This window comes from Cyclobacteriaceae bacterium, from assembly GCA_025808415.1.
Lineage (GTDB): Bacteria > Bacteroidota > Bacteroidia > Cytophagales > Cyclobacteriaceae > UBA2336.
Window position 1 is genome coordinate 362394 of sequence record CP075525.1, and the last position, 14761, is coordinate 377154.

The 14761-nt window shown below is 45.2% G+C and carries 14 protein-coding genes; 4 read left to right on the forward strand and 10 right to left on the reverse strand.

The window, feature by feature from the left end:
- Positions 1–226 precede the first annotated feature (226 nt).
- Positions 227–1111 carry a hypothetical protein gene (locus KIT51_01610; protein ID UYN87004.1) on the forward strand — a complete coding sequence of 295 codons (885 nt, stop codon included), beginning with the start codon at positions 227–229 and terminating at the stop codon, positions 1109–1111.
- Between the two features lie 12 nt (positions 1112–1123).
- Here the strand turns inward: KIT51_01610 and KIT51_01615 are convergent, their stop codons facing one another.
- Positions 1124–3595 carry a zinc-dependent metalloprotease gene (locus KIT51_01615; protein UYN87005.1) on the reverse strand — a complete coding sequence of 824 codons (2472 nt, stop codon included), beginning with the start codon at positions 3593–3595 and terminating at the stop codon, positions 1124–1126.
- Between the two features lie 98 nt (positions 3596–3693).
- On the opposite strand from KIT51_01615, the gene KIT51_01620 reads away from it, so the two are divergent.
- Positions 3694–4218: a hypothetical protein gene (locus tag KIT51_01620; protein ID UYN87006.1), complete on the forward strand. Its 525-nt coding sequence runs from the start codon at positions 3694–3696 to the stop codon at positions 4216–4218.
- A gap of 32 nt (positions 4219–4250) precedes the next feature.
- Positions 4251–4814, forward strand: coding sequence for a DUF2911 domain-containing protein (locus tag KIT51_01625; protein UYN87007.1), 564 nt, complete (start codon positions 4251–4253; stop codon positions 4812–4814).
- Here KIT51_01625 and KIT51_01630 read toward each other — a convergent pair whose 3' ends face one another.
- The 9 genes from KIT51_01630 to KIT51_01670 form a co-directional block, all read right to left on the reverse strand.
- Entirely contained in the window at positions 4815–5237 is a 423-nt protein-coding gene (locus tag KIT51_01630; GenBank protein UYN87008.1) for an acyl-CoA thioesterase, read from the reverse strand.
- Between the two features lie 36 nt (positions 5238–5273).
- The gene (locus tag KIT51_01635; GenBank protein ID UYN87009.1) at positions 5274–5738 is read right to left on the reverse strand and encodes a hypothetical protein; all 465 of its coding nucleotides are present in this window, start codon (positions 5736–5738) and stop codon (positions 5274–5276) included.
- 54 nt (positions 5739–5792) lie between these two features.
- Positions 5793–8255 carry an ABC transporter permease gene (locus KIT51_01640; GenBank protein ID UYN87010.1) on the reverse strand — a complete coding sequence of 821 codons (2463 nt, stop codon included), beginning with the start codon at positions 8253–8255 and terminating at the stop codon, positions 5793–5795.
- Between the two features lie 125 nt (positions 8256–8380).
- Complete coding sequence (locus tag KIT51_01645; GenBank protein UYN87011.1) at positions 8381–9544, reverse strand: phosphoribosylformylglycinamidine cyclo-ligase; 1164 nt, start codon at positions 9542–9544, stop codon at positions 8381–8383.
- Between the two features lie 38 nt (positions 9545–9582).
- A complete protein-coding gene (locus KIT51_01650; GenBank protein UYN88465.1) occupies positions 9583–9810 on the reverse strand; it encodes a DUF2132 domain-containing protein in 228 nt (75 codons plus the stop codon).
- A gap of 6 nt (positions 9811–9816) precedes the next feature.
- The gene (locus KIT51_01655; protein ID UYN87012.1) at positions 9817–10323 is read right to left on the reverse strand and encodes a hypothetical protein; all 507 of its coding nucleotides are present in this window, start codon (positions 10321–10323) and stop codon (positions 9817–9819) included.
- The gene (locus KIT51_01660) at positions 10290–10823 is read right to left on the reverse strand and encodes an RNA methyltransferase (GenBank protein UYN87013.1); all 534 of its coding nucleotides are present in this window, start codon (positions 10821–10823) and stop codon (positions 10290–10292) included. The genes KIT51_01655 and KIT51_01660 overlap by 34 nt, the downstream gene beginning before the upstream one ends.
- A 23-nt stretch (positions 10824–10846) precedes the next feature.
- Entirely contained in the window at positions 10847–11461 is a 615-nt protein-coding gene (locus tag KIT51_01665) for a hypothetical protein (protein UYN87014.1), read from the reverse strand.
- Positions 11462–11463: 2 nt separating this feature from the next.
- Positions 11464–11946 (reverse strand): sigma-70 family RNA polymerase sigma factor, encoded by a 483-nt coding sequence (locus KIT51_01670; GenBank protein ID UYN87015.1) that lies wholly within the window; start codon positions 11944–11946, stop codon positions 11464–11466.
- A gap of 153 nt (positions 11947–12099) precedes the next feature.
- Here KIT51_01670 and mutS point away from each other — a divergent pair, with 153 nt between their 5' ends.
- Positions 12100–14724 (forward strand): DNA mismatch repair protein MutS, encoded by a 2625-nt coding sequence (gene mutS, locus KIT51_01675; GenBank protein UYN87016.1) that lies wholly within the window; start codon positions 12100–12102, stop codon positions 14722–14724.
- Positions 14725–14761: the final 37 nt, after the last annotated feature.

Genomic DNA, 14761 nt, shown 5'->3' on the forward strand with positions numbered 1-14761 from the left:
TCAGGGGTTTAATAAGTTAAATGTTATTAATAATTACCTTCCTCTAACAATAGTTTCTTCCGATAGTTAAACAAGACTTAAACATAGTTAACATTAGTTTTTTGACCAACAGGTTCTCTGCTAATCGTACGGGATCGATTAAAGTGATCATGATTGGTAGAAGAGGAACAATTTTCAAAACTGGCAGATTACTTGTATTTTCAAAGCTCACCTTCCATCGTTTCTTATGAAAAAGTTGTTGAGTGCCTTATTTACCATGCTTATTTTTTCATCGCTATTTCTAACTGGTTGTGGTGATGATGAGAATACCCCCAAGATTGATTTTCAATCAGAAACTTCAACGGTAACCGAAGGGGCCACTTCAACAGTGCAGTTCAGCTCTTCCGTGCCCAGTGGCATTGTGCCTAATATTACGTTAGGCGGAACAGCGACCCAGGGAACAGATTATACTTTTACGATAAGTTCAACCGGAATTTCCTTTACCATTCTTGACGATCAGTTTTACGATCCTTCCGAGACAATTATTGTAACCCTTACAGGTTTTGACGGCAACGCGGCAGTAGGCACAAAAGCGGTGCACACCATTACCATTAACGATATAGATCACACGGCCAGTCCGGGCCTGAAAATCAACCTGTCGTGGAATGCCGGTGGTGGCTCACCGGGCAATGTAGACATGGATTTATTCCTGTGGTACGAGACCTCACCGGGTTCCGATGACTTTGAATTTGTTGATGGTGCCTTTTCCATTGGGACTACTTTTGAAGAGATTTTTTTACCGTCCAATAACAACACCCTTTACCCGAACGGCATATACGGATTGGGGTATAATTATTACGAGGGCACTTCTAACAACCTGGCTGTTCGTGCAGATTTCAGGTCCTTCGGTGGAAATATTAATGGTACCTCAAACCGCGCATTTTATACAGCCATATACACGTTGGCTAACATAAACCCCTGGGAGGATACCGATGAATTTTACATCGTTCAGGTATTTGAAAAGGCCGGGACAAACTTTATCAACTTTTCGCCCATTGACGTTCCGCTAACGGGCAGCCGCGCAAAGGAAATACGCCAAGCCCGCGAAAAATTTAAAGCAAAACGGAACTGACGGTTTCTTAGCTTACCAACGGCAATAATCTTCCTGCTGCCCTATGGGCTGCCCCGGTGGTGGTGTTAGTAAATTTTCGGCTTCGTACTTCTCCGGATTTTCACGAAACACCTGAATTAAGCTTAATGCATAGGCATAATGCGCTTTCCAACTTTCGTTGGATGTAGCTTTTACTTTTTCCGTTAGCCATGTTTTTAACTGATCGATTTTTAAGGAAGCAATGGCCCTCGCCTGTGCCGAGGCATTTTGATTATTGTTGAGTTTGATCAGATTATTCAGCACACTATGGTTAACCGTCATTTGCAACAAGCCCTCGTAGCCGGATTTGTTTGCGCTCTTAAAGGTGGTGTTGATGATTTTATCAATCACATTTTCCAATGAGGGCTGCTGATTGTACAGGGCATTATGTTGAACTAATCGTGTTGCACGGGCGGGATGAAAGATCAATCCAAACACCATGTCGGAAGCACTCTCTGCATAGGCCAACGGATCAAACACTAGATCGGTGCGGGTGCGCATTACTTCCCGTGTTCGTGGGTAGCCTGTTGGATGAGGAGGGATGTTTTTGATTAAATCTGCCGGTAGCGAAAGGGCTTGCGGTGCGACAGTATTAAGTAATGCGTCCAATGCTTTTTGTTGCTGTGCCGGAGAAACCATTTCGGTTACCGGTTGTCCATCTCCGCGCAGTGCATAGCGATAATTTAATCCTCCAATAATTTTTGAGGTGGCTTCTGTTTGATAGCGGTGAAAAAAGTAGATGGGGACAAGCGCTTCTTCCAATAAGGCCATCGGTGTTCCTTCGCGTATATTTTTCTCGCCAAAGTTTTTGAGTGCCAGCGTTCGCACCTGCATCACCCGGTTTAATTCATCGGCTGCATCTTTTCCATTATCCCACAAATGTGCAAACGGGTGGGCACCACCGGTTGGCCGTGCATCCTGATCGGATAAAAAAGTAAGCCCCTGCTTTAGCCCATCCTGGATAATTTTTTCCAGTGCAGCCTCTTCATCCGTCCCTTCCGGGAAATGCGAATAACCATACATCACGGCCACTTTATCCCATGCCCCGATTTTATCATCGTAAGCTTTGCTCAAATCAATCTTACCATCTTTAAGGGTGGCAATAGGATGCGGATAGTCCATTACCGAAGCAAGGTTTTCGGTGCTGGAGGCATAGCTATGGGCAATACCAATGGTGTGACCAACTTCATGGGCAGAAAGCTGGCGCAGGCGGGCCAGCGCCATTTGCTGCATCTCAGGCGGAACGGTGCGGCCATCGGCATAGGGAGCCAGCAGTCCTTCGGCAATCAAGAAATCCTGACGCACGCGAAGTGAACCCAGCGACACATGGCCTTTAATGATTTCACCGGTGCGCGGATCGCTCACGGATGCGCCATACGACCAGCCTCGTGTGGAGCGGTGCACCCATTGAATAACATTGTAGCGCACATCCATCGGGTCGGCATCTTCGGGCATCATTTCAACCCGAAAAGCATTAATGAACCCGGCCGCTTCAAACGCCTGGTTCCACCAACGGGCGCCATCCAGCAACGCTGAGCGAATAGGTTCAGGTGTGCCACGATCGAGGTAGTATACAATGGGCTTAACCGGATCGCTGATGGTGGCCGAAGGGTCTTTCTTTTCCAGCCGGTGACGGTTGATGAAACGCTTTTCAATCGGCTCATGGATGGGCGTGGCGTAGTCATAAAAAGAAGTGCCGAAGTATCCTGCCCGCGGATCGAATTTGCGTGGCTTGTAGTTGCTATCGGGTAACTGCACAAACGAGTGATGTTGCCGCACGGTAACGCTGTTGGGTGTGGGTGTTACACTGCGAATGTAACCACCGGTAGCCTGACCGGTGAAGGTGAGCGTTACTTCAACTTCGGTGTTTTGTGGAAAATTTTTTGTGCGGGGTAGATAAAATGCTGACCGCGATTTGTCCAACGAATAATTTCCTTGTTGTTGACTTCGCAGTCTTCCGATTACATCGTGAGCATCCTGTAAATAAAAGTCTGTTGCATCAACCAGCACCTTGTCTTTTTCTTCTGCGGTAACCGGAAAGCCCCACAATACGGATTGTGCAAAGGCTTGTTCTACTGCGTTGCGTTCATCCACATTAGCAGTGATCGCGCGAAAGCGATAGTTGGGTTGAATCATTAAAACTTTTGGTCCCCTGCGTTCGAACTTTACAATGCGTTCATCGCCAAGTTGGCCGCGATCCAGCCCAATGTCGTTTGAGCCTATGCCGGCTGGTAGCGAGTTTACGTACAGGAATTCGGTATCAAACTTATCAATGACTAAAAAGATTTTATCCTGCTTTTCATCGTAGTAAAAATCGAAGTAGCCCGGGTTGTGCTTCATACCTGATACTTTGGCGGCAATGCCGGTGGCTTGTGGCGTAGGAGCAGGTTGTGTTTCGTTTTTCTTTTTCTGGGCAAAGGCTACGGAGAGAACAAAAACAAAAGGGAAAAGCAGTAATTTTTTCATGATGGAGTTTTAAGACCTTAGAAAACTACTAAGAATTACAGGCACTCCAAAACCATGTTACAGCAGTGGGCATAAGGTTTTTTTATACCTTGGCAGATATGTTCAGCTTCTTTAAATCATCGGATAGTAACGTAAAGGTGGTGGACAAGGTATGGATGACCCGTGCAGCCAGGTTACAGGCATGCCGCGCCATGTATGGGGCCAATCCGCAGTGCCTGTTTTTGGTGTGGTTTGAAGAAAGCGCGGTCGCATTGAAGGAGGTTGTGCCTGAAGATGCCGTTATTCTGGCTGGCGATGTTGAGATTCAACAGGTGCAAAACCGAATGGTAGTTTTTGCTGAGCATTATCCCCTTAGAAAAACGGAAGATGAACTTTACAAAAGGCTCAACCTTGCCGAAGTGAACGTACTTTCCGCGTTGGACGAGCCGCTATTCAATTTTTTCGGTGGCGAGCGTTTGCAGGAAATGATGAGACGCATGGGTATGGATGAGCATGAAATTATGGGGCACAGCATGATCACATCATCCATTAAACGCGCCCAGCAGAAACTGGAGCAGCGTGTTGTCTCCGAGCAGAAGACCACCTCGCAACAGAAATGGTTTGAATTGAACTTTCCTGTCTGAAACCTTGTACCTTTGATGTAAACCTAACGACTATGTTAAAAAAGATACTCCTCGGCATTGGCGTGCTGGTACTTATTGTGGCCGGCTATGTTGGTTATATGATGTTCACCACCAAAAATCACAGTCCCGCTGCCGTAGCGGAATTTAAAGATGGTGAGTTCCTCATTCAGGTTAATTACTGTCAACCGTTCAAGAAAGGCAGGGTAATTTTTGGCGAAGCATCAGAAGGTGCGCTTGTTCCATACGGAATGAAATGGCGCACCGGAGCCAATGAAGCCACCGAAATAAGTTTTAGTAACGATGTGATGCTGGATGGCAGGTTATTGAAAGCTGGACGATATTCACTCTATACGATTCCCTACGACTCGACCTGGACGGTTGTGTTTAACAGCAAGCTTGGGTACTGGGGTGCAAAACTTGGCGGAGACCCGTTTGAAGAAAGCATGGATGTAATGCGTGTACCCGCCTCGGTGCGCAATGACTTACCGGAGATTGAGCAATTCACTATCTCTTTGACGCCTGCTGAAGGTGGAGTTAACATGCATTTTTACTGGGCCACAACACGAGCCTCGTTGTCTATACAGCGGGTGCAGTAATTAACTGTTCTCGAATCGTTCAATCGCTTTTCGTTGCTCTTCCGGGATGGGAATGGTTTTTTCGTGGGCGTAGTCATAACACACCAGTACAGCATTGCCTTGCGCAACAATTTCTTCGTCTCCTGATTTTTCGCGAATAATAGCCCAATCGAGGGTGAGGCTTTTGTTGCCAATACGGGAACAACGTGTGTATACAAAAATTGTATCGTGTAAAAACACGGGGGCTTTGTAATCAATTTCAATGCGTGCGAGAATGATGCCCACCTGCTGGCTCCACTTTTTATCGGTGCCCACCACATCTTCAAAATATTTTACACGGGCAATTTCAATGTAGGTAAGGTAATTGGCGTTGTTTACGTGCCCCATTTTATCAATGTCCTTAAAGCGAAGTTGAATGGGGACTTTGTGTTTGAAGGGTTGCATGCGGTAAAGATAACCAACCAATTGAATAACCTTCAATCAGGTGTTGTCTGTAACCTCAACCTGAACCGCTTCACTTAGTGGCTTGAGTACAGCCATCAGCTTTTCTTTATTTTTGATTTTTTGAAGATGAATTTTTTCTCCGTTGCTGAATTTCAAATAGGCATTGTATACCATATTCTCGAATGTTGATGAGTGAGTAGTATGCGCTGTATACATTTGTTGACTCTCCATTGCCCTATTAATGAAAATCAATTCAATCTCAGTGTAGGATTTAAATCTTCCGGTTTTGAAAAAGAAGAAAGAGGTATACTCGCGGTAGGTCTTAGTAGCCGGATTGATTTCGGTGCCTTCATGGGCCACCAAAGCAAAAAATCCGACTACCCCGATTACAACGGTTACCCAGGGATTTGTTTGCCAGGCACTTAATCCAAGAATCATGGCACAAGCAGCTAATAGTCGAAACGTCCAGGGAAGCAGCAAACCAAACCTGATATCAATCATAGCTTCAATGAATAGAAAGTGTGAAGCTAATGATTTTCTTAAATCCAGAAACCACTACTCATCCCTCAATACCTCCACCGGGTTGGTTAATGCGGCTTTTACTGAGTGATAGCTGGTGATAAGCACGGCTACGACCAACGTACTTAAGCCGGTTACAACAAAAATCCAGATGGACGGGGTTATGCGATAAGCGAAGTCCTGTAACCACTGTTGCATGAGCCAATACGAGAATGGCGCACCAATTACGAATGCAACAAGTATTAGCCAGGTATACCCTTTCGAGATGAGTTTGAGAATATCCCACACGGATGCTCCGGACACTTTGCGTATCCCGATTTCCTTGGTGCGTTGTTCAAGCGCATATACAATCATGCCCAATAAACCCAAGGCTGCAATCATGATGGCAAGTACAGCCATTACCGTGAGCACACTTCCAAACTGCTGCTGGGATTTGAATGATTCGGCAAAAGCTTTATCGACAAAGTAATAATCAAAAGGTGTATCACCAGAATGTTGTTTCCATACCTGTTCAAGTTCCGAAAAAGTTTTTTTCCAGGCCTCACCCGACTGTGGCTCTATGCGCAGCGCAAGGTATTGCCTTACTTCAGCATAAAGGTTGCGGGTGTTCACATGGAAAACAGCCATGGGTTCAATGGGAGTAGACAACGGCCAATAATTGAAGTCGGCCATTACACCCATAATCTCAAAGGAATTTTCCTCGTAGGTCAGCTTTTTACCAATCACCGATTCATCCACATTCCAACCTATTTTTTTGATGGTTGATTCATTCACGATTACCCGCCCAACGTCACCGGGATTATCAATCGAAAAATTCCGGCCGATTTTCAGTTGCACACCCAACGTGGGAAGGTAGCGTTCATCGGCTGTGGTGAAGTTCAGCGGAAACATGATTTCGCTGTTTTCTTCAACTCCGAAGGAATCTCCTCCCCAAATGCGGGGCGGAACAGAAGTACACAACGTAACGTTGCTCACACCCGGAACGCTCAATGCAGCATGTGTAATGCTTTCACCGCTTTTAAGCGTTTCTACATGCCGGAGTACTAGCAGGTTCTCGCGGTTAAACCCGATGTCTTTGTCGGCAACAAATTTCAATTGCTGAAATACAACGGCTGTACATATAATGAGGATGATGGAAACACTGAATTGAAAGACAACCAACGCGTTGCGAAATGTTTTCCCTTCGCGTCCTGTTTTTACTTTTCCCTTCATGGCTTCCACGGGGTGGAAAGTGCTTAAAAAAATGGCCGGGTAACTGCCTGACACGATGGCCATCAGCAATACAAGTCCTGCAGCAACAAGCATCAGATTACCATCCAATAGGTTTAATTGAAGTGACTTCTCTGTGATCAGGTTGAATCCCGGAAGAAACATTTGCACAAGGGCAATTCCAGCCACCAATGCTATAAAGCAAAATATACACGCTTCCAAGAAGTATCCGAGGCTTAACTCCTTTTTACCAAGTCCCAGAATTTTTCTGACTCCGGCTTCTTTGAGCCTGCGTGTAAACTGCGCGGTGGACAGGTTCATAAAATTGATGCAGGAAAGGAGTACAATAAAAACAGCAGCGCCAATGAAAGAGTAAATTACCGTACGGTTGCCAGAGTTACTCAACCTGTTGATCACTTCTTTATCGGGCAAGTGAATTTTTGTCATCGGCTGCAGAAACAATTCCCACTTTTTACCGGCAGCGATGTACTCATTCCATGTTGTATTGAACGCGTTCTTCAGCGTCTGTCCGGCATGCTTCTGTGGAATTTTTTCAAGTTTGGCACGCACCTGGTTAACATCGGCAGCAGGGCTAAGTTTAATGTATGTTTCCAACTGTGTCCACACCCAACTCCACGTTCTCAATACAGCCGGGAAGCTCTTCATGGAAATCAATACATCAAACCGGATGTATGAATTGTCGGGCGTATCTTCAGCAATACCCGTTACTTCGTATGTTTTTGGTTCGCCATCGGGCCCCTCAATACGCACCAGCTTTCCAATCGGGTCTTCATCGCCAAAATACTTTTTTGCGGTGGACACCGTCATCAACACGTTGTTGGCCTGCTCGAATACCGATTCTATATTCCCTTTGATCAAAGGAAAATTAAACACCCTGAAAAAATTGGAGTCGGCTGCCAGTACGCGGGTTTCTTCAAAGGTGATCACATCATTGTTGCCTGCCACGTAGGAGATAAAAAAATTACCGGTAGTGTGAATGCTGGTAATCAGATCGATTTCCGGCAACTCTTCCTTAAGGGCGTAGGCTACACCAGGGCCTGTTGAGGCAAATTGACTATTGTTATTCTCTCCCCAGATGAATGTTTGGTTTACCCTGTAAATGCGGTCAACGTCATGATGAAACCGGTCATAGCTGAATTCATGATCAACATAAATGTAAATGAGAAGTGTTGCCGCTATGCTTACCGTTAAGCCCAGCAGGTTAATGGCAGAAAATAGTTTTTGGCGCTTCAGGTTACGGAAGAAAAGGAGGAGTGTGTATTTGAACATGGTTCAGGCTTATGATTTCAGGATTGCTTTGCCAAAGCCATACCACCACGCTATTCAGGCTGTTTTGAAAGAATTTGGTTTTGGAGACCGTTCACAAACGTGATGAGCTGTGCGGAATTGGGACGCTAATATTCAAAAGTTCCTTGCGCTGTTTTCAGCGTTACCTTTTTGGTATCCGAATGCTCCACCCGCCCAATTACCTTCGCTTCAACACCAAAGCTTTTGGAAATATCAACTACTTGCTGCGCAAATTTTTCATCCAGGTACACTTCCATGCGGTGGCCCATGTTGAACACTTTGTACATTTCTTTCAGATCGGTGCCGCTCACCTCGTGAATAAGTTTAAACAATGGAGGTACATCAAACAGGTTATCCTTTATCACATGAAGGTTATCAATGAAGTGCAACACTTTGGTTTGGGCGCCTCCGCTGCAATGCACCAGTCCGTGAATGTGCTGACGAAGTTTACTGAACACCTCAATCATTATAGGAGCATAGGTACGCGTAGGAGAGAGCACAAGTTTACCCACATTCAAGGGTGTGCCAGGTAATTCATCGGTAACGTTATGCGTCCCGGTGTAAACCAAATCTGTCGGCACATCTTTATCGTATGACTCCGGATATTTCGTGGCGTATGCTTTCGCAAACACATCGTGGCGGGCAGAGGTAAGTCCGTTGCTACCCATGCCGCTGTTGTATTCGTTTTCATAAGTGGCCTGACCAAACGAAGCCAACCCCACAATTACATCGCCAGCCTTAATGCGGCTGTTATCAATCACATCGCTGCGTTTCATGCGGGCGGTCACCGTGCTGTCGACAATGATGGTGCGCACCAAATCACCTACATCGGCTGTTTCGCCTCCGGTGCTGCGGATGGTTAAGCCATAACTACGTAACATCTCAAGCACCTCTTCTGTGCCGTTGATGACAGTTGAGATCACTTCACCAGGAATAAGGTTTTTATTACGGCCAATGGTGGAGGATAGTAAAATGTTATCAGTGGCACCTACGCACAGCAAGTCATCCACGTTCATGATGATGGCATCTTGCGCAATGCCTTTCCATACAGACAGATCACCGGTTTCTTTCCAATAAATATATGCTAGGGATGATTTCGTGCCGGCCCCATCGGCATGCATCACGGTGCAGTACTGCGGATCGCCACCGAGGTGATCTTCTACAATTTTGCAGAAGGCTTTCGGATACAAACCCTTATCCAGTTTGCTGATGGCCTGGTGTACATCTTCCTTACTGGCGGAAACCCCGCGTTGGTTGTAGCGATCGGACATACCGCAAAGGTGTTAAAAAATTTTGGTGAACGTATGCTTTATTGATTTTCCCACAATGTATCGAGGTAAAGTTCTTCAACTTTCTTTCTTGCCCAAGGTGTTTTTCTAAAAAAGGAGAGACTGGATTTAATGCTGGGGTTGTTTAGAAAACAGTTGACAGGTATACGCTCCCCTAATTCCTCCCATCCATAGTGATCTACTAAGAAAGTAAGGATAAACTCAAGTGTTTTGCCGTGCAGCGGATTGTTGGGTTGTTCTTCTTTCATCATTGTTTATATCCGGATTGCATGAAGAGTAACGGAATAGTCTGCACGAAAATCTTCGGGTAGTTTATCCAGTACACTGTTGATTTTTTTTAGTTGCTGATGATACAGATTAAACAATACAGTTCCGGGTGTGAGGGGAATATGCTCAGTCCTGATTTTCTCACAAAAATAAATGCGGAGTTCCAGTTCGGTTTGCGGTAAGCCAGAATACCGGATGTACTTATTGGTAACACGCAGAATTTTTCGAACCATCTTTTTAACAATGTATAAGTTCCGGTCAGACAGCTCATCGAACAGGGAATCTATTTCGCCTTTTATACTCCGGATGTATCCAGGCTCATCGCTGGCGTCAAATAAAAGATAGCCTAATAATTCTTTGTTTTCTTTTTTGTATTTGGCCAAACGAAGACAAAGGTTTTGTAAGGTAGCCTCATCCAGTGTTTGCAGTCCGTTTTTAATTTCACTTAAGGAGCCATGGTTCATACTAACCTGAGTTTTTGGAAAACATCCCATACAACAATACCCAGGCAAACCGAAACATTCAAGGAGTGCTTGGTGCCTGATTGGGGTATTTCAATGGCAGTATTAGCCAGTTCAATTACCGGTTCGCTCACGCCATTCACTTCATTTCCAAAAACCAGGCAAAGTTTTTCACCAGGGGCAACATTGAATTGGTGCAGGGGCTGGCTGGTAGTGGTTTGTTCAATTACAACGATGGTATACCCAAGCGATTTAAGTTTACTGACGGCTTCCTCAGGCTTTTCAAAATATTCCCAGTCAACCGATTCTGTGGCACCTAAAGCTGTTTTGTGAATCTCGCGGTGCGGAGGGGTGCCCGTAATTCCTGTCAGGTAAATTTTCTTAACCCGAAACGCATCGGCTGTGCGAAAAGCTGAGCCCACGTTGTGCAGGCTGCGCACATTGTCCAGCACAATACACACAGGAATTTTATCCGCTTCTTTAAACTGATCTACCGAAATGCGGCCAAGTTCTTCGAGTTTCAACTTCTTCATTCCCCAAAAGTATGCAATTGGGTTTACTCCGGCTTGTCTATTTCATGGATTAAGGATTGAAGCTGGTTCAGGTATTTGTCGTATGAAATCTTGTACATCCATTTGGCCAGGTAGTAGCAGAGCGGTGTGAGCACTGCGGCAGCGATAAACATGATTACGATGATCCGTGTATCGCGGATATCATCTTCGAAATTCTGGTGTAGGGAAAGCCCCATCATATAACCGGCAATGGCACTGAACGGATAAATGAAAAGGCTGGCTTTCTCCTGAAAGCGGATTGATTTATAAACAACGGAATGGATGTTTTGCAAGGCAGCTTTTAAAGAACCCTCAAAGGCTTTTTGCCACTGCAGCTTGAGGTTAAGATAGGTGATATAGTTGTACCACGTAAAAAATACATAAGCGCCTATAACAATGCCGATAAACAGTTTTACCAGCCATGGATCAAACAGGAATATCAGCACCACGAACACGAGCAGGAAGACAACGGCAAAGACCAGGGTTGTTTCCAGACTTTTCTTCAATTTGATTACCGGGTGCTTGGAGCGGCCTTTTTCCGGATGCTCAATGGCCTTCCATGTGGCAGGTTTCTCCAAATGCTCTTCTCCCAGTTTTTTCCACGCCTCACGCAAGTCCATACTTAATTCAACTTTAATTTTTTTGTAAGGGTTTCTTTTATGCGGTGCAGTTTTACGGCCACATTATTTTTTGTTAACCCGGAGATTTCAGCAACCTCTTCATTTTCGTATCCATCCAGGTGCAGGGTGATAATCATTCTATCAATTTCCGACAGTTCACGTATGGCGAGGTAGAGCGCTTCACTATCCTCTGTTCTGCCATGCGGGTCGTGCGTTCCCCCGAATTTTTCAAGGTGCTCACTGGGTTTTACCAAAACCTGCCTCCGTTTAAAAGTCAAAACAGTATTCAGGCTAACCCGGTAAAGCCACGTTGAAAATTTTGATAACCCGTTAAACCGGGCATACGATCGCCAGGCTTGCAGGTGTATCTCCTGAAATAAATCCTGCTCATCTTCCGGGTGGTTCACATACAAGCGAATCACCTTAAAGATGATTCCCCGGTTTTCGTGCATAAAGGCTGTAAACTCCTTTTCGGTTGTGGTCATTCCCAAAAGTTTGTACTACAACAACCGGGAAAACAAAATGCCTAACCCAAATCAAAATAAATATGATACCAACCATGAGTAACGTATCAGGCACAACTATTACAGCCCTGGTTTAATACTTTGCCATCAAAGGCTATTCTTATATTTGCCAACATGGCTTTAAAGCAATCCGTAGAAACCCCCCTCATGAAACAGTATAACGCCATCAAGGCGAAATATCCGGGGGCTTTGTTGCTTTTTAGGGTGGGCGATTTTTATGAAACCTTTGGTGAGGATGCCATCCGGGCTGCCAACGTGCTGGATATAACCCTGACCAAGCGCGGAAATGGCTCTGCCTCTGAAATTGAACTGGCGGGGTTCCCGCATCATGCACTGGACACTTACCTTCCGAAATTGGTGAGAGCCGGAAACCGGGTAGCCATTTGCGATCAACTGGAAGATCCTCGCTTTGTAAAGGGTATTGTAAAGCGCGGGGTTACCGAATTGGTAACACCCGGAGTTTCGTTTAACGATAACGTGCTTGAAAAAAGACAGAATAACTTTTTGGCTTCTGTATTTGCCGGAAAGCAAACATTTGGCGTTTCCTTTCTCGACATCAGTACCGGTGAATTTTATGTGGCCAGTGGAAATGAAACGTACATCAATAAACTCATTCAAAGTTTTGCGCCAGCCGAAATTATTTTCTCTAAGAGCCAACGCGAGGCATGTGAGAAAAAGTATGCTGATGATCATGCCACCTTTGCACTTGATGATTGGGTTTACGCATTTGATTTTGCACAAGAAAAATTATTGAACCAGTTTAAAACCGCCACACTGAAAGGCTTTGGTATTGATGGTTTGAATGAAGCCATTATCGCAGCAGGCGCTATACTCTATTATCTTGAGGCTACCGAACACAAGGACACACAACATATTGCTTCCGTTTCGCGCATTGATGAAGACAAGTACGTGTGGCTCGATAAATTTACGATTCGAAACCTGGAACTTATTTCATCGCCTTTCGAAGGTGGCGTTCCGCTGATTCAAATTCTTGATCAGACGGTTACCCCCATGGGCTCACGTCAACTACGAAAATGGATGGTGCTTCCGCTGAAGGATAAATCGTTGATTGAGGAACGATTGCGGGTCGTTGACTTTTTCTTCAAGCAACAACAGCTGGCTGACAAAATCAATGAAGAACTTCGGCACATCGCTGATCTGGAACGCTTGATTTCAAAAGTTGCTGTTGGCCGGATTAATCCGCGGGAATTGCTGCAATTAAAAAAATCTCTTCAACGCACTGGCCCCATTAAAAATTTGCTGTTGCAACAGCCCTCTCCCGAATTAAAGAAACTTAGCGATCAACTGAACCTGTGTGAATTTTTAGTGGAGAAGATTGAAAAAGAACTGCGCGAGGATGCACCCCTGCTTACACACCAGGGGAACATTATTAAAGATGGGATTCATGCCGAATTGGACGAGTTGCGCAATATCGCCTTTTCCGGGAAGGATTACTTGTTGCAAATTCAAAAGCGCGAGATTGAACGTACCGGAATCAACTCGCTGAAGATTTCCTACAACAAGGTTTTCGGGTATTACCTTGAAGTAAGCAATGCAAACAAAGATAAAGTTCCTGCCGACTGGTTACGTAAGCAAACGTTGGTGAATGCCGAGCGCTACATTACCGAAGAGCTGAAAGTTTATGAAGAAAAGATTTTACATGCCGAAGACAAACTTGTGGCCATTGAGCAAAAGCTATTTCAGGAACTGGTCCAACAGGCAGGGGATTTTGTGACACAAATCCAACAAAATGCACGAACACTGGCCGTAGTTGATTGCCTGCTTTCATTTACCCATGTGGCACGATTGAACAATTACTCACGTCCGGAAATCAATGAATCCACAACCCTTGATATAAAAGCGGGTCGCCATCCGGTAATTGAAAGACAGTTGCCCATTGGTGAAAGCTATGTGCCCAACGATGTGTATCTCGATAACGAAACCCAGCAAATTCTCATCATCACCGGTCCGAATATGGCGGGTAAATCAGCGCTTCTACGGCAAACAGCCTTGATTGTGCTCATGGCACAAATAGGCAGTTTTGTGCCAGCCGAAAGCGCCAGCATTGGCTTGGTGGATAAGATTTTTACGCGTGTAGGGGCTTCGGATAATTTATCAAAGGGTGAATCCACCTTTATGGTGGAGATGATTGAAACCGCCAGCATACTCAACAACCTGAGCAACCGCAGTTTGATTTTAATGGATGAAATCGGACGGGGAACTTCCACCTACGATGGCGTGTCCATCGCCTGGGCCATTGTGGAATACCTGCATCAGCATAAGGATTATAGACCAAAGACTTTGTTTGCCACACACTATCACGAACTCAATCAACTCGCTGAAGATTTTGTACGGGTGAAAAATTTTAACGTGAGTGTAAAGGAGGTTGGCGACAAAATTATCTTCATGCGCAAGCTCAAGGAAGGAGGCAGTGAGCACAGTTTCGGTATTCATGTTGCGCAACTGGCCGGTATCCCCAACAAGGTGGTGATACGTGCCAACGAGGTGCTGCACTTTCTCGAAAAAGAGAAACACCCGCCTGACGGACGGGCAGGTAAAAACGAACCTCAGAAAAAACTTCAGGAGTTGCCGAAAGCCACGCACCAGATGAGTTTGTTTGAGATGGATCCGAAATACAAACAGGTGCAGGAAATGCTGGAAACAATTGACATCAACACCATCAGCCCGGTGGAAGCGTTGCTGAAGTTGAACGAGATACTTTCTGTTTTGAAAAAATAGGGAAGAAAGTTTTAGCCTACCACCCAATTGCATTGTT